At 58.7% G+C, this 20,393-nt stretch carries 18 protein-coding genes; 12 read left to right on the top strand and 6 right to left on the bottom strand.

All coding sequences use genetic code 11. The annotated features are described in order from the left end of the window. Window positions 1-41: 41 nt before the first annotated feature. From ACI2JR_RS04820 to ACI2JR_RS04855, 8 genes are all read left to right on the top strand, one after another. A complete protein-coding gene (locus tag ACI2JR_RS04820; RefSeq protein WP_462478008.1) occupies window positions 42-902 on the top strand; it encodes a LysR family transcriptional regulator in 861 nt (286 codons plus the stop codon). A 113-nt stretch (window positions 903-1,015) separates the two neighbouring features. Further along, entirely contained in the window at window positions 1,016-2,593 is a 1,578-nt protein-coding gene (gene nikA / locus ACI2JR_RS04825) for a nickel ABC transporter substrate-binding protein (protein WP_462478009.1), read from the top strand. Continuing rightward, window positions 2,593-3,537, top strand: a complete 945-nt coding sequence (nikB, locus tag ACI2JR_RS04830; RefSeq protein WP_132729410.1) for a nickel ABC transporter permease subunit NikB — start codon at window positions 2,593-2,595, stop codon at window positions 3,535-3,537. The genes nikA and nikB overlap by 1 nt, the downstream gene beginning before the upstream one ends. Further along, window positions 3,534-4,367: a nickel ABC transporter permease subunit NikC gene (nikC, locus tag ACI2JR_RS04835; RefSeq protein ID WP_462478010.1), complete on the top strand. Its 834-nt coding sequence runs from the start codon at window positions 3,534-3,536 to the stop codon at window positions 4,365-4,367. Before nikB ends, nikC begins: the two co-directional genes overlap by 4 nt. Next, window positions 4,367-5,131: a nickel import ATP-binding protein NikD gene (locus ACI2JR_RS04840; RefSeq protein ID WP_462478011.1), complete on the top strand. Its 765-nt coding sequence runs from the start codon at window positions 4,367-4,369 to the stop codon at window positions 5,129-5,131. The genes nikC and ACI2JR_RS04840 overlap by 1 nt, the downstream gene beginning before the upstream one ends. After that, window positions 5,128-5,919, top strand: coding sequence for a nickel import ATP-binding protein NikE (nikE, locus tag ACI2JR_RS04845; RefSeq protein ID WP_462478012.1), 792 nt, complete (start codon window positions 5,128-5,130; stop codon window positions 5,917-5,919). The genes ACI2JR_RS04840 and nikE overlap by 4 nt, the downstream gene beginning before the upstream one ends. After that, a complete protein-coding gene (nikR, locus tag ACI2JR_RS04850) occupies window positions 5,907-6,323 on the top strand; it encodes a nickel-responsive transcriptional regulator NikR (protein WP_132729406.1) in 417 nt (138 codons plus the stop codon). Before nikE ends, nikR begins: the two co-directional genes overlap by 13 nt. Before the next feature lie 564 nt (window positions 6,324-6,887). Next, on the top strand, window positions 6,888-7,901 hold the full coding sequence (locus ACI2JR_RS04855; RefSeq protein WP_132729405.1) for a magnesium transporter: 1,014 nt from the start codon (window positions 6,888-6,890) through the stop codon (window positions 7,899-7,901). A 42-nt stretch (window positions 7,902-7,943) separates the two neighbouring features. On the opposite strand, the gene ACI2JR_RS04860 is transcribed toward ACI2JR_RS04855, so the two are convergent. Beyond that, the gene (locus ACI2JR_RS04860) at window positions 7,944-9,137 is read right to left on the bottom strand and encodes an NAD(P)/FAD-dependent oxidoreductase (RefSeq protein WP_462478013.1); all 1,194 of its coding nucleotides are present in this window, start codon (window positions 9,135-9,137) and stop codon (window positions 7,944-7,946) included. A gap of 230 nt (window positions 9,138-9,367) precedes the next feature. Between ACI2JR_RS04860 and pitA the strand changes: the two genes are divergently transcribed. Then, window positions 9,368-10,867, top strand: a complete 1,500-nt coding sequence (pitA, locus tag ACI2JR_RS04865) for an inorganic phosphate transporter PitA (RefSeq protein ID WP_132729403.1) — start codon at window positions 9,368-9,370, stop codon at window positions 10,865-10,867. Window positions 10,868-10,942: 75 nt separating this feature from the next. Here pitA and uspB read toward each other — a convergent pair whose 3' ends face one another. Further along, window positions 10,943-11,278, bottom strand: coding sequence for a universal stress protein UspB (gene uspB / locus ACI2JR_RS04870; protein WP_132729402.1), 336 nt, complete (start codon window positions 11,276-11,278; stop codon window positions 10,943-10,945). A gap of 379 nt (window positions 11,279-11,657) precedes the next feature. On the opposite strand from uspB, the gene uspA reads away from it, so the two are divergent. Then, complete coding sequence (gene uspA, locus ACI2JR_RS04875; protein ID WP_004126268.1) at window positions 11,658-12,095, top strand: universal stress protein UspA; 438 nt, start codon at window positions 11,658-11,660, stop codon at window positions 12,093-12,095. Window positions 12,096-12,400: 305 nt separating this feature from the next. After that, window positions 12,401-13,873, top strand: a complete 1,473-nt coding sequence (gene dtpB / locus ACI2JR_RS04880; RefSeq protein ID WP_462478014.1) for a dipeptide/tripeptide permease DtpB — start codon at window positions 12,401-12,403, stop codon at window positions 13,871-13,873. 36 nt (window positions 13,874-13,909) lie between these two features. Here the strand turns inward: dtpB and ACI2JR_RS04885 are convergent, their stop codons facing one another. Further along, window positions 13,910-14,413 (bottom strand): RrF2 family transcriptional regulator, encoded by a 504-nt coding sequence (locus tag ACI2JR_RS04885; protein WP_462478015.1) that lies wholly within the window; start codon window positions 14,411-14,413, stop codon window positions 13,910-13,912. Between the two features lie 232 nt (window positions 14,414-14,645). Here ACI2JR_RS04885 and ACI2JR_RS04890 point away from each other — a divergent pair, with 232 nt between their 5' ends. After that, a complete protein-coding gene (locus ACI2JR_RS04890) occupies window positions 14,646-15,848 on the top strand; it encodes an NAD(P)/FAD-dependent oxidoreductase (protein ID WP_462478016.1) in 1,203 nt (400 codons plus the stop codon). 66 nt (window positions 15,849-15,914) lie between these two features. On the opposite strand, the gene rsmJ is transcribed toward ACI2JR_RS04890, so the two are convergent. The 3 genes from rsmJ to ACI2JR_RS04905 form a co-directional block, all read right to left on the bottom strand. Next, on the bottom strand, window positions 15,915-16,667 hold the full coding sequence (gene rsmJ, locus ACI2JR_RS04895; RefSeq protein ID WP_132729398.1) for a 16S rRNA (guanine(1516)-N(2))-methyltransferase RsmJ: 753 nt from the start codon (window positions 16,665-16,667) through the stop codon (window positions 15,915-15,917). Window positions 16,668-16,800: 133 nt separating this feature from the next. After that, window positions 16,801-18,843: an oligopeptidase A gene (gene prlC, locus ACI2JR_RS04900; protein ID WP_132729397.1), complete on the bottom strand. Its 2,043-nt coding sequence runs from the start codon at window positions 18,841-18,843 to the stop codon at window positions 16,801-16,803. 268 nt (window positions 18,844-19,111) lie between these two features. Further along, entirely contained in the window at window positions 19,112-20,383 is a 1,272-nt protein-coding gene (locus ACI2JR_RS04905; protein WP_462478017.1) for a phosphatase PAP2 family protein, read from the bottom strand. Between the last annotated feature and the right edge of the window lie 10 nt (window positions 20,384-20,393).

A 20,393-nucleotide genomic window follows, 5' to 3' on the forward strand; every position in this document is an offset into this window, starting at 1 on the left:
CGCTATGTTTTGATTAAATACATCCACTTTTTAGATGAATTATGCACAAGACAACCCTAGAGCAGTGGGCGCTGCTGGAGAAGGTTATTGAGCTGGGTAGCTTCGCCAAAGCGGCGGAAGAGACCCACCGCAGCCAGTCGTCGGTCAGCTATAACCTCGCGCTGCTCCAGGAGCGTCTGGGAGTCACGCTTCTGACGCCATCAGGGCGCCGCGCCGTACTGACGCCAGCAGGCGAGCTACTGCTCAGCCAGGTCAAACCGCTGCTGCAGGCCTTTGCCTATGTGGAAACTCATGCCGCGACCCTGCGTGACGGCGCGCGAACCCGGTTGAATCTGGTCGTTGACAGCATTTTCCCCCGCGAGCGGCTGTTTGCCATTCTGCGGCAGTTCCAGCAGCGCTATCCGCAAACGCAGGTCAGGATGACCGAGGTACTGGAGACGTTCGATGAAGAAGATCCGGCGCGTAGCGAAGCCGATGTGATGGTGCTGACCCGTCGTCAGGATATTACCGGGCGCGGGGAGTGGCTGATGAATATCGATTTTGTCGCCGTCGCCCACCGGGATCACCCGCTTGCCGCCTTTGACGGACCGCTGAATGATCACGCGCTGGCCCCCTGGCCTCTGGTGCGTATCGCCGATCGCAGCCACGATCCACACTCCGCCCGCGAGGCGTGGACCTTTTCGACCATTGATGCCGCCATCGACGCGGTACAGTATCAGGTTGGCTTCGGCTGGCTCCCGGAAGAACGCATCCGTCGGCAGTTGGACCAGGGCATCTTGCAAGCGCTGCCGCTCGGCCACGGCGCACGGCGGGCAACGCCGCTGCATCTGATCGTCAAACGCGATCTGACCCCTGTTGATGAACAGGTCGCCACGCTGCTGGCGCTGTTCAGGCACGGCTGAGCAGACCGTGGCCGGATATAGGGTTTTCTTATGTTTTAAGGCCTGATATTGATCCAGGTTACGCCCTAAGTATGATGAATTATTAAAATCATCATACTTTCCTGTCCACTGAGATGCATACCTTGTCTATTTTCCGCACGGCCCTGCTGGCGGTTCTCGCCTGCGCTCCTCTGCTCGCCTGCGCAGCGCCAACGCAATTAACCACCGCCTGGCCGGTAAACGTTGGCCCCCTGAATCCGCATCTGTATACCCCCAACCAGATGTTCGCCCAAAGTATGGTCTATGAACCGCTGGTGCAATATCAGGCGGATGGTACGGTAAAACCGTGGCTGGCAAGCCGCTGGAGCCACTCCGCCGACGGGAAAGTATGGCGTTTTACCCTGCGTAACGACGTGCGCTTCTCGAACGGCGAGCCGTTCAACGCCCAGGCGGCGGTTGCCAACTTCCAGGCGGTGCTGGCTAACCGCCAGCGCCACGCCTGGCTGGAGCTCACCAACCAGATTAGCGATGTCAGAGCCCTGAGCGATACGCAGCTGCAAATCACCCTGAAAAGCGCCTACTATCCGTTCCTGCAGGAGCTGGCGCTGCCGCGCCCGTTCCGTTTTATCGCCCCGTCGCAGTTTGTGGAGGGCGGCACCCTGCACGGCATCAAAGCCCCCGTCGGCACCGGCCCCTGGATACTGAAAGAGTCAAAGCTCAACCAGTATGATGTCCTGGTGCGTAACGAACGCTACTGGGGAGAAAAGCCGGCGCTGCGCCAGGTAACCGTGAAAGTGATCCCGGATCCGATGACCCGCGCCGTGGCCTTTGAAACCGGGGATATCGACCTGCTTTACGGTAACGAAGGTCTGCTGCCGCTGGATACCTTCGAACGTTTCCGTCACAACCCGGCTTACCGTACCCAGCTTTCTCAACCCGGCGAAACGGTGATGCTGGCGCTGAACTCCGCCAAAGCCCCCACCAATGAGCTGGCGGTGCGTGAAGCGCTAAACTACGCGGTGAATAAAAAGTCGCTGATCGACAATGCGCTGTACGGCACGCAGCAGGTCGCCGATACGCTGTTCGCCCCCTCCGTCCCGTATGCCAATATCGGGCTGCAACCGCGCCAGTACGATCCCCGGCGCGCCAATGCCCTGCTGGAGAACGCCGGCTGGCTAAGGCCGGCGGGCGAAGAGATTCGGCACAAAAACGGCCAGCCGCTGCGCATTGAACTGTCGTTTATCGGCACCGATGCGCTGAGTAAATCGATGGCGGAGATTATTCAGGCCGATATGCGCCAGGCTGGCGTCGATGTCGCGCTGGTCGGCGAAGAAGAAAGCAGTATTTACGCCCGCCAGCGCGACGGCCGTTTTGGCATGATATTCAACCGTACCTGGGGGGGACCGTACGACCCGCATGCGTTTATGAGCTCTATGCGCGTGCCCTCGCACGCCGATTACCAGGCTCAGCAGGGGTTGGCAGACAAGCCGCTGATTGATAAAGAGATCGGTCAGGTTCTGGCCACCAGCGATGAGACTCAACGTCAGGCGCTGTATCGCGATATTCTGACCCGCCTGCACGATGATGCGGTCTATCTGCCAATCAGCTATATCTCAATGATGGTGGTGGCAAAACCCGAACTGGGGACGATCCCTTACGCCCCCATCGCCACCGACATTCCCTTCGCGCAGATCCAGGGGGTAACCCCCTGATGCGACATTATCTCCTGCGGCGTCTGCTGCTGCTGATACCAATGATTTTCGCCGCCTCGGTGATTATCTTCCTGATGCTGCGCCTCGGCACCGGCGACCCGGCGCTCGACTATCTGCGGCTATCGAACCTGCCGCCTACGCCGGAGATGGTCGCCTCCACGCGGACGATGCTTGGGCTGGATCAACCGCTCTTCACCCAGTACGCCAGCTGGCTGTGGCGGGCGCTGCATCTGGATTTTGGCCGCTCTTTCGCCACCCAGCGCCCGGTACTCGACGACGTCATGCACTTCCTCCCCGCGACGCTACAGCTGGCGGGCGCGGCGCTGGTGCTGATCCTGCTGACCTCCGTACCGCTGGGAATCTGGGCCGCGCGCCATCGCGAGCGCCTGCCGGATTTCACCGTCCGGCTGATCGCCTTTCTTGGCGTGTCGATGCCCAACTTCTGGCTCGCCTTTTTGCTGGTGATGGGCTTCTCGGTCTATTTACAGTGGCTACCGGCCATGGGCTACGGCGGCTGGCAGCACATCATCCTGCCCGCCGTGTCGATTGCTTTTATGTCGCTGGCGATTAACGCCCGTCTGCTGCGCGCCAGCATGCTGGATGTCGCCGGGCAACGCCATGTCACCTGGGCGCGCCTGCGCGGTCTGAACGCCAGACAAATCGAACGCCGCCACATTTTACGTAACGCCTCGCTGCCGATGATTACCGCCGTTGGGATGCATATTGGCGAACTGATCGGCGGCACGATGATTATTGAAAACATTTTTGCCTGGCCCGGCGTCGGGCGCTATGCCGTGTCGGCAATCTTTAATCGTGACTATCCAGTTATTCAATGTTTTACGCTTATTATGGTGATGGTGTTCGCCCTCTGTAATCTGGCGGTAGATGTCCTGAACGCCGCGCTGGATCCACGCATTCGCCGCCATGAAGGAGCGCATTCATGAACGTTTTCCGCGCCGCACCCGGGTCGGTGCGGGTCGCGCTGATCGTCATCGCCCTGCTGGCGCTGGTGGCGCTCACCGGCCAGTGGTGGTTACCGTATGACCCCCAGGCCATTGATTTACCCTCTCGCCTGCTCTCGCCGAACGGCCAGCACTGGCTGGGAACCGACCACCTCGGCCGCGATATTTTCTCCCGCCTGCTGGCGGCCACGCGGGTGTCGCTGGGCGCGGTGATGGCCTGTTTATTGCTGGTGCTGGCGCTGGGGCTGCTGGTCGGCGGCTGCGCGGGCCTGATGGGCGGACGTGTCGATCAGCTCACCATGCGAACCGCCGATATGTTTATGACCTTCCCCACCTCGATCCTGTCGTTTTTTATGGTCGGCGTGCTGGGCAGCGGGCTGGGCAATGTGATTATCGCCATCGCCCTGTCACACTGGGCGTGGTACGCGCGGATGGTGCGCAGTCTGGTGGTTTCCCTGCGCCAGCGCGAATTTATTCTCGCCGCGCGGCTGAGCGGGGCGAGCCGCTGGCGGCTCTTTATCGATCATCTGGCAGGCGCGGTGGTGCCTTCGCTGCTGGTCCTCGCGACGCTCGATATCGGCCATATGATGCTGCACGTCGCCGGGATGTCGTTCCTCGGTCTCGGGGTCAGCGCCCCGACGGCGGAATGGGGGGTGATGATTAACGACGCCCGCCAGTACATCTGGACGCAGCCGTTACAGATGCTGTGGCCAGGCCTGGCGCTCTTTATCAGCGTAATGGCCTTTAACCTGGTGGGCGACGCCCTGCGCGATCGTCTCGATCCTCACCTGATCGCGGAGCACAGTCACTGATGCCGCAGAAGATCCAGTTCGAACAGTTTACCCTGTGCGCCGACCGTCCGCTGGTAAACGACCTGTCGCTGACCTTGCGGCGCGGGCAGGTGCTGGCCCTGATCGGCAGCAGCGGCTGCGGGAAATCGTTGACCTGCGCCGCCGCTCTTGACGTGCTGCCCCCTGGCGTTAAACAGACCGCCGGTCGTCTGCTGCTGGACGGCGTGCCGGCGCACGGCGCGCAGCTGCGCGGCGGCACCGTCGCCACCATCATGCAGAATCCGCGCAGCGCCTTTAATCCGCTACACACGATGGGCACCCACGCGCGGGAAACCTGTCGCGCCGTCGGCCAGCCTGCGGATGACGAGACCCTTATCGCCACGCTGCGGGCGGTCGGGCTGGAAAACCCCTCCCGGCTTCTGCTGCGCTACCCGTTCGAAATGAGCGGCGGCATGCTGCAACGGATGATGATTGCTCTCGCGCTACTGAGCAAAGCGCCGTTTATCTTTGCCGATGAACCGACCACCGATCTTGATGCCGTCGCCCAGGGGCGTATTCTCGATCTGCTGGCAGAGATTGTCGCGACCCGCGGCCAGGGGTTGCTGCTGGTCACTCATGATATGGGAGTGGTGGCGCGGCTGGCGCACGAGGTGGCGGTGATGGACCACGGGCGCATCGTCGAACGCTGCGATGTCGATACCCTGTTTAGCGCCCCGCGGCACCCGGTCAGCCAGCGGCTGCTGGCGGCCCATCTGGCCCTGTATGGTATGGAGAGCGCATCATGAATCTGCTGGACGTCAACAATGTCAGCCACGATTACCCGCACCATCCCGCCGTCCTGCACGAGGTGAGCCTCAGCATCGCCGCGGGAGAAACGGTGGCGTTACTCGGACGCAGCGGCTGCGGTAAAAGCACCCTGGCGCGTATGCTGGTCGGCCTTGAATCTCCGGCTCGCGGCGCAATCTGCTGGCGCGAGACGCCGCTTAGCGTCTTAAAAGGCGAGGCGCTGCGGGCTTTCCGCCGTGAGATCCAGCTGGTTTTTCAGGATGCGCACAGCGCCGTGAACCCGCGGAAAACGGTGGGAGAGATTATCGGCGAGCCGCTGCGCCATCTGTTTCGCGACTCGCGCGATGAGCGGCTGGCGCGGGTCGAGGCGATGATGCGGGCCGTCGATCTTTCCCCCGCCGCGCTCGATAAACGCCCGCTCCAGCTCAGCGGCGGGCAGCTCCAGCGCGTGTGTCTGGCGCGCGCGCTGGCGGTGCAGCCGCGGCTGCTGATCCTCGATGAAGCGGTATCGAATCTCGGCCTCGTTTTGCAGGCGGAGATCGTTGCCTTACTGAAGCGTCTGCAGGTACAGTTTTCTACCGCCTGCCTGTTCATCACCCACGACCTGCGGCTGGTGGAGCGTTTTTGCCAGCGGGTGATGGTGATGGAAAGCGGGCAGATTATTGAAACTACGGCGGTCAACGCCCCGCTGCGCCTTCAGTCTACGGCGGGCCGGGCGCTACAGCGGGCGGTACTTCCCGCGTTTCCGCCCTCCCTTGCTAAAGAGAAACGACCATGCAGCGCGTAACCCTGACTCTTGATGACGATCTTCTGGCGACCCTCGACGCGTTAAGCGCCGGGCGCGGCTATCACAACCGCTCGGAGGCGGTACGCGATATTTTACGCAACGCTTTGATGCATGAGCATGCGCAGCAGAGCGGGCAGCGTGGCTACGCGGTGCTTTCCTATGTGTACGAACACGAAAAGCGCGAGCTGGCGAGCCGGCTGATCGCCACCCAGCACCATCATCACGATCTCTCCGTCGCCACCCTGCATGTCCATATCAGCCACGACGACTGCCTGGAAATCGCGGTCCTGAAGGGAGAAATGGGCGAAGTTCAGCATTTCGCCGACGAGGTGATTGCCCAGCGCGGGGTGCGTCACGGGCATCTGCACTGCTTAACCGCGCAAGACGACGGCCCGCACGACTGACCCGGCGATGCTTGCCGAAACGCAGTTCGACGTATCATCCTGAAAACCGGCCAATTTTACGTGGTTTATCAACCATTGATAAACCACGTAAATTATACGCTTTCACCACTTTCCCACCTGCCTATAATGGCCGCTCATTTAACGATCTCGTTATGGCGAGGCTCCTGCATACATACAAGTTGCCGCCCTGCTGGTATCAACAGAGACCCCTCAGGGAAATACAGGCATCCATCGAATCAAGATGTTGCCAGGGTAACTTCTGACGGCGTTTATGCCGGACAGATACGTTGTGCAGTTCGAGGCTGTGTCCCTGATTATACGTGGCGTTGACGCGTTTCCGGCGCGCGTCCCGAAGGGCTGGGGCTATTTTGCCCCAATGCTGCGTTGCTCACAGCGCATTTGGGGCCCCAAACCACACTGCTCACGCCTTGCTCTGGGGCAAAATAACCGCCAGCGACGTTCACGTCTAATCAGGGGCACAACCTAATCCAGGACGTAGGGATCTGCCTGTGCTCATCCTGTCTTGTTCGCCCCTATGAGGGATTTTTTATAGGGAATTACACCATGTCTTCAATGCAACACTGCGCCGCGCACCTGGCCACTTCCGCCTTCGACGGGGATGCGATCGCCCAGTACATGCGTACCGATTTTATTACTCTGCCCGAGCACCTCAGCGTCTATGAAGCGCGGGAGCTCTTTGTCTCACAGCTCACCAGCGATGATATTCCCGGCCAGGTTTTTGTGGTGGCTGGAAAAAAACTGCGCGGCAGCCTGTCCATTAAAAAATTGCTGCAGGAGAGCGATGCGGCGCAATCCATTCGCTATTTAATGGACAGCTGCCTGTTTCGCGTCAAACCTGATGACGAACGCCAGCAGGTGGTGACCGAACTCACCGAGCGCGGTCTCGACCTCGTGCCGGTGGTCGAGAAAGGCGAGCTGGTGGGCTGCCTGATGGAAAAAGAGATTGCCCATCTGCTGGAAGATGATGTCACCGAAGATGCGCATCGTCAGGGGGCGACGCTGCCGCTGGAGCAGCCCTATCTGGAGATCAGCCCGTGGACGCTGTGGAAGAAGCGATCGGTGTGGCTGCTGCTGCTGTTCGTCGCGGAAGCCTACACCAGCAGCGTCATTCAGCATTTTGAAGAGGCGCTGGAATCGGCCATTGCGCTGGCCTTCTTTATTCCGCTGCTGATCGGTACCGGCGGCAACAGCGGAACGCAGATCACCTCAACCCTGGTGCGTTCCATGGCGCTGGGCGAGGTAAGGCTACGCGATATGGGCCGGGTGATTCGTAAAGAGGTCTCCACCTCGCTGCTGATCGCCCTCACCCTGGGGCTGGCGGGATGCGTACGCGCCTGGATGATGGGTATCGGCATGGAAATCACGCTGATCGTCAGCCTGACGCTGGTATGTATTACGCTGTGGAGTGCGGTGGTCTCATCGGTGATACCGATGGTGCTCAAGCGCGTCGGTATCGACCCGGCGGTGGTCTCCGCCCCGTTTATCGCCACGCTGATTGATGGCACCGGGCTGATTATCTACTTCAAAATCGCCCAGCACTTTCTTGGCCTGAACTGATCGTCCTGGGGTCAGGCTCCGGCAAAGGAGGCTGACCCCCTCTTACGCTTCCGCCAGCGCCTGCGCGCAGGCCCAGGCGCTGGCCCATGCCCACTGGAAGTTATACCCCCCGAGCCAGCCGGTCACGTCCATCACTTCGCCGATAAAATAGAGCCCCGGCACCTTGCGCGCTTCCATGGTCCGTGACGAGAGCTCGTGAGTATCCACGCCGCCAAGCGTCACTTCCGCCGTGCGATAGCCTTCGGTGCCATTCGGCTGGACCCGCCACGCGGTCAGCGTTTCCACCAGCGCCTCCTGCTCGCGCGCGTTCAGCTGCCTGAGGGTGACGTCCGGAATCTGTCCCAGCTGCTGCAGGCACTCCACCAGCCGCTTCGGCAACTGCATCGCCAGGGTGTTTTTCAGGCTTTGATTCGGGTGCGCATTGCGCTGCTGGTCAAGAAACTCAGCAAGCTGACAATCCGGCAGCAGGTTGACGGTGACAAACTCGCCCGGCTGCCAGTAGCTGGATATTTGCAGCACCGCCGGCCCGGATAGCCCGCGGTGGGTAAACAGCAGATTTTCGCGGAACAGCGTGCCATCCTGCGCGGCGATGGTTGAGGGCACCGAAACGCCGGAGAGAACCTGCAGCTGTTCCAGCAGCGGTTTGTGCAGGGTAAAGGGCACCAGCCCTGCGCGGGTCGGCAGCACCTTAAGGCCAAACTGCTCGGCAAGCTTATAGCCGAACGGCGACGCGCCGAGCCCCGGCATCGACAGACCGCCGGAGGCGACAACCAGTTTTTTTGCCGCCACCGGCTCGCCGTTAAGCTGCAGCGTAAAGCCCTCGTCGTCACGTTCGACGCTGAGAATTTCGCTACGCAGGCGAATCTGTACGCCGCCCTTTGCACACTCGGCCAGCAGCAGGTTGACGATTTGCTCGGCGGAATCATCGCAAAACAGCTGGCCGAGGGTCTTCTCATGCCAGGCAATACCGTGTTTGCCCACCAGATCGATAAAATCCCACTGGCTGTAGCGCGCCAGCGCTGATTTACAAAAATGCGGGTTCTGACTGAGATAGGCCGCCGGTTCAATATACATGTTAGTAAAGTTGCAGCGCCCGCCACCGGACATCAGGATCTTGCGGCCTGGCTTTTTACCATTATCCAGCAGCAGCACGCGCTGCCCCGCCTGGCCCGCCTGCGCTGCACAAAACATTCCCGCCGCACCGGCGCCGATCACAATGGCATCAAACCTTTCCACACAACTTTCCTCATGTCCCGATTGTCGGGAATTGTAAATTTTTCACTCTGGTCGCACCAGCACGAAAATCCATGTATTTAGATACATCATTGAAAGATATAGGATTACTCCCAAGCGGGTAGCCCCCAAACAGGAAGAAAATCAAAAAAAGTCTATATTTCACTTTGCCCGCGCCGCTAAAGTCACTGATAATGCGCCGCGTTCATGTCCTCAAAATGGCGTAACGTCCTATGCTACATTTATTTGCCGGTCTGGATTTACACACCGGATTATTACTATTGCTTGCTTTAGCTTTCGTACTGTTTTACGAAGCGATTAACGGTTTTCATGATACCGCAAACGCAGTTGCAACTGTGATTTACACGCGCGCAATGCGGTCGCAGCTTGCTGTGGCGATGGCGGCCCTCTTCAACTTCTTCGGCGTTCTGTTGGGTGGTCTTAGCGTAGCTTATGCCATCGTGCATATGTTGCCGACCGACCTGCTGCTTAATATGGGATCCGCACATGGCCTCGCCATGGTGTTCTCTATGCTGCTGGCAGCGATTATCTGGAACCTCGGAACCTGGTATTTCGGCCTTCCGGCCTCCAGCTCGCACACCCTGATCGGCGCTATCATCGGTATTGGTTTAACCAATGCGCTGATGACCGGCACCTCGGTGGTCGACGCGCTGAATATCCCGAAAGTCATCGGTATTTTCGCCTCGCTGATCGTCTCGCCGATCGTCGGTCTGGTGGTGGCAGGCGGTCTGATTTTCATTCTGCGTCGCTACTGGAGCGGGACCAAGAAACGCGCCCGTATCCACCTGACGCCGGCGGAACGTGAAAAGAAAGACGGCAAGAAAAAACCACCATTCTGGACCCGTATTGCCCTGATTCTGTCGGCTATTGGCGTGTCGTTCTCCCACGGCGCCAACGACGGTCAGAAAGGCATTGGTCTGGTGATGCTGGTGCTTATCGGCGTGGCGCCGGCAGGTTTCGTGGTCAACATGAACGCCTCCGGCTATGAAATCACCCGTACCCGTGATGCGGTCAACAACGTGGAAACCTTCTTCCAGCAGCGCCCTGAGCTGTTGAAAAAAGCGACCGGCGTCGATCAGCTGATCCCATCCCCGGAGCCTGGCGCGGCCAACACCGGCGGTGAGTTCCACTGCCACCCGGCGAACACCATCAACGCGCTGGGTCGCGTGAAGACGGCGCTGACCGGTATTGAAAGCTATGACGCGCTCTCTATTGACCAGCGTAGCCAGCTGCGCCGCATTATGCTGTGTATTTCCGACACTACCGATAAAGTGGCGAAGCTGCCGGAAGTCAACGCTGACGACCAGCGTCTGCTGAAGAAACTGAAAACCGATATGCTGAGTACTATCGAGTACGCGCCAATCTGGATCATTATGGCGGTTGCTCTGGCGCTGGGCATCGGCACCATGATCGGCTGGCGTCGCGTGGCAACCACTATCGGCGAGAAGATTGGTAAGAAAGGCATGACCTACGCACAAGGTATGTCAGCCCAGATGACCGCCGCCGTTTCGATTGGCCTGGCCAGTTATACCGGGATGCCGGTTTCCACCACTCACGTACTCTCCTCCTCCGTGGCGGGGACGATGCTCGTCGATGGCGGCGGCCTGCAGAAAAAGACCGTCACCAGCATTCTGATGGCGTGGGTTCTCACCCTGCCGGCAGCGATTCTGCTGTCAGGCGGACTGTACTGGATTGCCCTGAAGATTATCTAAATCCGCTTATCCGCCATCGCGGTAACAGCATGAAACGGGTCAGGAAACTGGCCCGTTTTTTTACCTCACAGCCGGCTAGTGCCAGATCAGCAGCGCAATCAGACTCACCACCACCAGCCCGCATAAGGCGCTGGTCAGAATAAATTGCCGCCGTACACGCTCGCAGCGACGAATAAACTCGTCATCGTGGTGATCGCGGTAACGTTGGGCATAGATATACCATACCAGGCGCATCTGTTTACCCGGTTGCCCGTGCGAAGTGAAAAAACCTCCACCATCAACATATTGATAAAGCAAGGGATCGCAACCACGTAGCACAACCAATAACGCACGCAATGATGAGAAGTAGCGTGCCATATTCACCACACAAACGATACACAGGGCCCAAAACAGCGCAATAGTGCTGATCATACGTCCTCCCCGGCGACCCGCCCTCGGAGACTCCTCCGGGGCTAGCGCTCCCCAATACCCGACCCAACATACAATACAAGAGTGCGATTCCGATCACGTTTATTTATCCGATCGGCTCATTAAATAGTGTAGGAGATCAGTCCATTTTTTTACCACAAGGTTAATCGTTATCAATACGTAAGATGAATATATTTGTTTAACTTTAGGTGGGCCAGGTGCATTGACGGAGCGCAAGGGGCGCTATAAGGTAGAAATATCTTCTACAATTAAGTCCTTAAAGGGCTGAACCCCCGCGGGTTAGCCCGCAGGACGCGGGCGAAGCGGCAGCACCAGCTGTCTGGTCCAATGGTCATCGACAACTTATGGAAGGAGTAACACTATGGCTTACAAACATATTCTTATTGCAGTAGATCTCTCCCCGGAAAGCAAAGTGCTGGTAGAGAAAGCCGTTTCTATGGCGCGTCCTTACAATGCCAAGGTTTCTCTGATTCACGTCGATGTTAACTACTCCGACCTGTACACCGGTCTGATCGATGTCAATCTTGGCGATATGCAGAAACGCATTTCCGAAGAGACCCACCACGCGCTGAGCGAGCTGTCGACCAATGCAGGCTATCCGATTACCGAAACCCTGAGCGGTAGCGGCGATCTCGGCCAGGTACTGGTGGATGCCATTAAAAAATACGATATGGATTTGGTGGTCTGCGGGCACCATCAGGATTTCTGGAGCAAGCTGATGTCTTCCGCACGCCAGCTGATCAATACCGTGCACGTCGATATGCTGATTGTTCCGCTGCGCGACGAAGAAGACGAATAACCGCCCGCGCCTTGACCATCAGACTTATCAACGCCCGCTTATGCGGGCGTTGTTGCTTTCTCCGGCGCCATCTCCCCTCCCTCTTCTGCGCTTCACTCACGCGAATTCTTTTGCAGAAAAAATAAGCATATCAATCCAATTATTTATTAATGATTAGTGTGATAAACCAATTAAAAGAAAAATAATCTATATAATAATCTACACATAAGGCAAATGACCACGTCATTTAGCTTAAGAATACTTTTCAGCGCGTTCCGGCATACGCGTTCATACTTTTTTGGGATAGCACGACAAGGCGAAGGAATATGAAAACAACAGCACCTACGGGGTTACTGCAGCAACCCCGGCCGTTCTTCATGATTTTTTTTGTGGAATTATGGGAGCGATTTGGCTATTACGGCGTCCAGGGCATCCTGGCGGTCTTTTTCGTTAAACAGCTTGGATTTTCTCAGGAACAAGCCTTTGTTACCTTTGGCGCCTTTGCGGCATTAGTTTACGGCCTGATCTCCATCGGCGGCTATGTGGGCGATCACCTGCTCGGCACAAAGCGTACGCTGGTATTGGGGGCGATTGTGCTGGCGCTCGGCTACTTCATGACCGGACTGTCGCTGTTAAAACCGGACCTGATTTTTATCGCCCTGGGCACCATCGCCGTCGGTAACGGGCTGTTTAAGGCCAACCCCGCCAGCCTGCTGTCAAAATGCTATCCGCCAAAGGATGCCCGCCTCGATGGGGCGTTCACCCTGTTTTACATGTCGATTAATATCGGCTCGCTGCTCTCGCTCTCTCTGGCGCCGGTGATTGCCGAAAAATTTGGCTATGCCGTCACCTATAATCTGTGCGGCGCGGGGCTGATTATCGCCCTACTGGTCTATTTCGCCTGCCGCGAGATGGTAAAAGATATCGGTTCAGAGCCAGACCACCGGCCGTTAATTTTACGTAACCTGCTGTGCGTGCTGTCTGGCACCGTGGTAATGGTGTTCCTCTGCGCCTGGCTGATGCATAACGTCAAAATCGCCAATCTGGTCCTGATTGTCCTCTCCATCGTGGTGGTCGTTTTCTTCTTCCGCGAGGCTTTCAAGCTCGAGAAAACCGGGCGCAACAAGATGTTTGTCGCCTTTATCCTGATGCTGGAAGCGGTGTTGTTCTACATTCTGTACGCACAAATGCCGACCTCGCTCAACTTCTTTGCCATCAATAACGTCCATCACGATATTCTTGGCTTCACTATTAACCCGGTCAGTTTCCAGGCGCTGAACCCGTTCTGGGTGGTGGTCGCCAGCCCGGTACTGGCGGCCCTGTACACCCGCCTCGGCAACAAAGGTAAAGACCTGACTATGCCGATGAAATTTACCCTCGGTATGTTTTTATGTTCGCTGGGGTTCCTGACCGCGGCGGCGGCGGGGATCTGGTTCGCCGATGCGCAGGGGCTGACATCGCCCTGGTTTATCGTGCTGATTTATCTGTTCCAGAGTCTGGGGGAATTGCTGATTAGCGCCCTCGGCCTGGCGATGGTCGCCGCGCTGGTGCCCCAGCATCTGATGGGCTTTATTCTTGGGATGTGGTTCCTGACCCAGGCGGCAGCCTTCCTGATGGGGGGATATGTCGCCACCTTCACCGCCGTCCCGGAAAATATTACCGACCCGCTGCAAACCTTACCGATCTATACCAACGTATTTGGCAAAATTGGTCTGGTCACCCTCGGCGTCACCCTCGTGATGGCGATTCTGGTGCCGTGGCTCAACCGGATGATTAACACGCCGGCGAGCGAGAAATAGCGACGCCGATTAACCTCAGTCAGCGACTGGCTGAGGTTAACTCTTCCGCGCGGCGATCCAGTCCTGTACCTCAATGACAAACTCATCCGGCGCTTTGCGATACATCTTGCGCGTCAAGTCCAGAATAGTATGTTGCCCTAAGGCCTCTTCCATCCGCTGCTGTGCTATCTCCATCACCGAACGCACGCCGCAAATCCCTTCGCAGGCCCATTCCGGCGGCTGTGCGTCAAACACCGCCAGCCGCTGGCGAATCTCACGGCATTCGAAAATACGCTTGTCGCCATCGATGGCATTTACCACATCCAGCACCGTGATGTGCTCCGCAGGCTTCGCCAGCTGGAACCCGCCGCCCTTGCCTTCAATGCTGCGCACCAGGCCTGCTTTGGACAGCCGGGTAAAGATTTTGGCCAGATAATCGTAAGGCACGCTTTGCAGATCGGCGATTTCCCGCACGCTCATATCGCGGGCATCGCCTTTACTGTCCACCATGCACATCAGGCTATGGATGCCGTACTCAACTCCGGAACTGTAGAATGCCATTCTCTAATCTCAGCCAAAATAAATCTGAGTTATTGTAGCTTTTTCGCTACATCCATACCAGATGGATAAAATGCAAGGCAGCAAAGTATAAATTTAATTAGTTAATTATCAATAATATAAAACAAATTACACCGCCATAACTTCCGCGATCGCACAAATCACATTGCCATCACAAACTACGACCGATAAAATCCGAGTAAATACATCGTAGTTAACCGTGAGTGAAGCCATTATGAGTAAGAAAATTGTGATCGTTGGCGCTGGTTTTTCGGGGATGTGGGCCGCGCTTAGCGCCGCACGTCTGGCCGATAAATATCAACATCAGGCCATCGAGATCGCGGTCATTGCGCCGCAGCCGGAACTACGCGTGCGACCGCGTTTCTATGAGAATGCCGTGCCGACGCTGGTGGCCCCATTGCAACCCCTGTTTGAGGCCACCGGGGTCCGGTTCTTGCGCGGGACGGTTTCCCAGCTCCTGCCGGCCAGTAAGTCCGTGATCTGGACGGATGCCAGCGGTGACACGCACTCGCTGGCTTACGACCGCTTAATCCTGGCCAGCGGCAGTCATGTCAACCGCTCACTGGTCGCCGGAGCCGAGCGCTATGCCTTCGATCTCGATCAGCTGGAAACCGCCATCGTCCTGGAGAAGCACCTACAATCACTGGCCCACCTCGCCGATAGCACATCGCGCAACACCGTGGTGGTTTGCGGCGGCGGCTTCACCGGTATTGAGATGGCAATGGAGCTCCCCGATAAGTTGCGCGCGATCGTCGGCCCGAATGCTAAGACCAGAGTAGTCGTAGTTGAGCGCGGTCCACGGCCGGGTTCCCGCTACAGCGACGCATTACGCGACGTGATTGTCGAGGCCTCTGCTGAGCTCGGTATAGAATGGCGGGTTAATGCTGAAGTCGAACGTGTTGATGCCGACGGCGTAGTACTGAAAGATGGGCACAAAATTGCGTCGCAGACCGTTATCTGGACCGTTGGCGTACAGGCTAACGACCTGACGACACAGATTGACGCTCCGCGCGATCGACTGGGCCGTCTGCATGTCAATCCGGCGCTACAGGTGGAGGGCTATGACGATATTTATGCCACCGGCGACGTGGCCTACGCGGCGACTGATGACAAGGGTAATCATGCGCTGATGACCTGCCAGCACGCGATTTTGCTGGGCAAATTTGCCGGCAACAACGCGGCGGCCAGTCTGCTTGAGGTCGCGCCGCTGCCCTATCGCCAGGAAAACTACGTGACCTGTCTCGATCTCGGTGCCTGGGGCGCGGTCTATACCGAAGGCTGGGATCAGCAGGTAAAACTGACCCGCGAAGAGGCCAAGAAACTGAAGATGTCGATCACCCGCGAGCTTATCTATCCGCCGAAGGCTGAGAAAGCCGCCGCCCTGGCGATTGCCGACCCGCTGGCGCCGTTTGTGTAAGAAAACGTGGGCCCGGGGAGCGAACTTCTGCAGCGCTGGACCCGGGCGCTCCACGGGTGTGCGTGTTTACTCAGGCGTACCGGCGTAGATATCGAACCGGTGGCCCTTGGTGACGACGGCGTTCGGCGTGGCGACGTCCGCCAGCGGCGGTGCATAATCCGGGCGCTTCACCACCACGCGTTTACTGGCCAGCCGTCGCGCCGGCTCCAGCAGCCCGTCGGCATCGAGATCCGCTCCGACCAACGACTGAAACACGCGCATCTCTTTCTTCACCAGCGCGCTTTTCTGCTTGTGCGGGAACATCGGGTCAAGATAGACCACCTGCGGACGCGGCGTGATGTCCGTCAGCGCCGTCAGGCTGGAAGCATGGATCAGCTGCAAACGCTCGCGTAACCATGGGCCGATTTCCGGGTCGGCATAGCCGCGGGCCAGGCCATCATCGAGCAGCGCCGCCACCGCCGGATTCCGCTCCAGCATGCGCACGCGGCAGCCCACCGAGGCCAGCACAAACGCATCGCGCCCCAGTCCTGCCGTCGCATCCACCACATCCGGCAGGTAGTCGCCTTTCACGCCCACCGCTTTCGCCACCGCTTCACCGCGGCCGCCGCCAAACTTACGTCGATGGGCCATCGCTCCGCCGACAAAATCGACAAAGATCCCGCCGAGTTTCGGCTCATCGCGCTTACGCAGCTCCAGATGTTCGCGGGTCATGACCAGCGCCATCAGGTTGTCCTCGTCCGGCGTCAGATTCCAGCGGGCGGCAAGAACAGATAAGGCGCCGTCTCCGGCGCCCGTTTCATCAATTAAGCAGATCTTCACTTCCGCTTTACCCTAAATAATTCACGTTGCATCAAGACAACAAGGGAACAAATCCCTGGGAACGGACAAGCGTACGTGCCCAGGGCGAGTGAGAACAGTTGCCGAAGAGGCAGCTTGAAGTATGACGGGTAAATCAGCCTTTAATCCCGTAGTGATCCAGCATCGCGTCGAGCTGCGGCTCGCGCCCGCGGAAGCGTTTGAACAGCACCATCGGCTCTTCAGAACCGCCGCGGCTCAGAATGTTATCGAGGAACGACTGTCCGGTTTCGCGGTTGAAGATGCCTTCCTCTTCGAAGCGCGAGAAGGCGTCCGCGGCCAGTACGTCGGCCCACAGGTAGCTGTAGTAACCCGCCGCGTACCCTCCGGCGAAGATATGGCTGAAGGCATGCGGGAACCGGCCCCACGACGGCCCCGGCACCACGGCGACCTGCTTTTTGATCTCCGCCAGGGTTTCGAGGATTTTGGCCCCCTGCTCCGGCCGGTATTCGGCGTGCAGACGGAAGTCGAACAGGCCAAACTCCAGCTGGCGCAGAATAAACAGCGCGGCCTGGTAGTTTTTCGCCGCCAGCATTTTGTCCAGCAGCGCCTGCGGCAGCGGTTCGCCGGTTTCGTAATGGCCGGAGATAAACGCCAGCGCTTCCGGCTCCCAGCACCAGTTTTCCATAAACTGGCTCGGCAGCTCGACCGCATCCCACGGTACCCCGCTGATGCCGGAGACCCCGGCGGTGTCGATCCGGGTCAGCATATGGTGCAGGCCGTGACCAAACTCGTGGAACAGGGTAATGACTTCATCATGGGTAAACAGCGCCGGTTTACCATTAACCGGACGGTTGAAGTTGCAGGTCAGGTAGGCGACCGGCTTTTGCAGCGACCCGTCGAGTTTGCGCATCTGGCCGACGCAATCGTCCATCCACGCCCCGCCGCGCTTGTGTTCGCGGGCATACAGGTCAAGATAGAAGCTGCCGCGCAGTTCGTTGTTCTCGTCATACAGTTCGAAGAAACGCACCTCCGGATGCCAGACGTCAACATCGGTGCGCTCTTTGGCGGTAATACCGTAAATGCGCTTAACGACTTCGAACAGGCCGTTAACGGCTTTGTTTTCCGGGAAGTAAGGGCGCAGCTGCTCATCGCTGATGCTGTAGAGATGCTGCTTCTGTTTTTCACTGTAGTAAGCGATATCCCACGGCTGCAGTTCATCAACGCCAAACTCCGCTTTCGCGAAGGCGCGCAGCTGGGCCAGCTCTTTCTCCCCCTGCGGGCGGGCGCGTTTGGCCAGGTCGGTCAGGAAGTCGAGCACCTGCTGCGGGTTTTCCGCCATTTTGGTCGCCAGGGATTTGCAGGCATAGCTTTCAAAGCCCAACAGCTGCGCCAGCTCGTGGCGCAGAGCGAGAATTTCTGCCATCACCGGGCTGTTGTCCCATTTGCCGGCATTCGGCCCCTGGTCCGACGCGCGGGTGGAGTAGGCGCGATACAGCTCTTCGCGCAGCGCCTGGTTGTCGCAGTAGGTCATCACCGGCAGGTAGCTCGGGATATCGAGGGTCAGCAGATAGCCTTCCTGCTCTTTGGCCTGCGCCTGAGCCTGGGCCGCCGCCAGCGCGCTCTCCGGCATACCGGACAGCTCGGCTTCGTCGGCGATCAGCTTGCTCCAGCCCATGGTGGCATCCAGGACGTTGTTGCTGTACTGGTTGCCGAGTTCGGACAGCCGCGCGGCGATCTCGCCGTAGCGTTTTTGCTGCTCTTTCGCCAGACCGATACCGGACAGCTCAAAATCGCGCAGCGCGTTGTCCACCGCTTTTTTCTGCGCGGTGTTCAGGGTGGCGTAATGGTCGCCGTCGCGCAGATCGCGATACGCTTTGTACAGACCTTCGTGCTGACCCACCCAGGTGCTGTATTCCGACAGCAGCGGCAGGGTTTGTTCATAGGCTTCCCGCAGCTCGGGGCTGTTTTTGACCGAGTTCAGGTGGCTTACCGGGGAGAAGATACGCCCCAGCACATCGTCCGTTTCGGCCAGCGGCTGACACAGCGTCTCCCAGCTATACGGCGCGCCTTGCGCGACCACGCTTTCTACCGCAGCCCGGCAGTCGGCCAGCGCTTTGGTGACCGCAGGGACGACATGTTCCGGCTTGATCGCAGAGAAAGGCGGCAGTGAAAAAGGCGTCAATAATGGATTGGTCATATGCGCAGTCCTGTTGAAAAGGGTGAATGAAGCGCGCTCCGGCGCTTTAGCATGAGATCTAGAATGGGGGATCGTTGCGGGAATTTCAATGTCACGCCGTGCGTCGCGCCGGGTATTACTGCAATCAGCGTTTGCCGGGGTTGGCCGGATAAGACGTGGGCGCCGCTATCCGGGGGCTCCCGGCGGCAGGGCGGCGCCCCATATTGCGCATTGCAGGGGGGATAGCGATGCCTTCCTGCAATGCGAATACTTCAGGCTCCCGCTTCAATTAGCGCGTTTTCTGCGCCATCTGCCAGGCGGCAGGCAGGTTCACGCGCTGCCAGAACTGCTGGTCGGCGTTCTCTCCCGCCAGCGGATAGCCTGCCGGAAGCGCGGTTTTCACCATCAGCGCCCGACGCTGCGCGGCGGACAGATGCGGCAGCGCGGTTTCCAGCAGCACTTCCGCGCCTTCCGGCACCTTCAGGCCCGGCTTCGCACCCTTCTGCTGCGGCAGGTCGTAGGTCATGGTGAACTGATAAAATGCGTGCATCGCCGGGTCGCGATACGGATCGTCTTTCCCGGCGGGCTTCGCACACTCGGCCAACGAGGCGCCACACTCTTTTTCCAGCGCCGCGCGCAGCTGATCGCGGGCCTCATTGAATAAGGCGCGATACTTCGCATCATTGAGATAATGCGCCACGTTACGCTGAGCCACCATCCGCGACCCCATCACGTCCAGGGGATAGTGGACGCCGAGCACGATACGGGAATACCCATAGCGCGCCCCGCGCGTGACCAGCGCATCGAAGCGCTCTGGGATCATTTCGGCCATCAGCAGCGCATCGGTATACCCGGTATTGGTGTGCCCGCTGGGGAAGGAGCCTTCGTCGGCGGTATAGGGCTGGTTATCCTTAACCACCACGTCGTCCGGCACCAGATGGATGGTGTTGCCCTGAATCAAAAACGGGCGCGGGTTGTTGAAGTGTTTTTTCGCCGCCCCGGTGCTGACTTCGCTGGCCTTGATCAACGCTGCCGCTTTGCTCAGTTCGCCTTTATCGTAGGCGGTGAGGAAAGCTTTCCCCAACCGCGGCCCCAGCGCATCGCTGAGGAAATAGAGATAGTTAATCCCTTCCGCGTCCGCCAGCGCCTGATGACGGGTCGCCTGCGTCGCATCGCGGTTAATGGCGGTGACCGTGGCGAGGTTATCCTTCACGACCGAATCCGGGAGCGTTCTGAAGGCGGAAAGCAGCGCAATCCCCGCCTGCTGGTTGGCTTTCGCCTGGAAGTCATAGCCGCTGGCCTTTAGCCAGGCCTTATCCGCCTGGGTTTTAGTCTGTTTCGCGTGTTCCAGCTGAGCGCGAGTCAGCGTCGCGGCATCGCCCTGCAGCGCATGGCGCAGCTGGCTCAGCGCCTGGCTTTCGAGGGCGCTAAACGCCGGGCCTTCCGCCGCCGGGGTGACGCTGCCGGCGATCGCCGCCGCCTGATTCAACGAAACGTCTTTCGCCAGAACCGGTAGCGCGAGGAGTAACGCCGACGTCAGAAGTGTGATTTGCAGTTTCATTATTTTTCCT

Origin of the sequence: Klebsiella sp. NPDC088457, assembly GCF_044900465.1 — a bacterium.
Taxonomy (GTDB): domain Bacteria; phylum Pseudomonadota; class Gammaproteobacteria; order Enterobacterales; family Enterobacteriaceae; genus Klebsiella.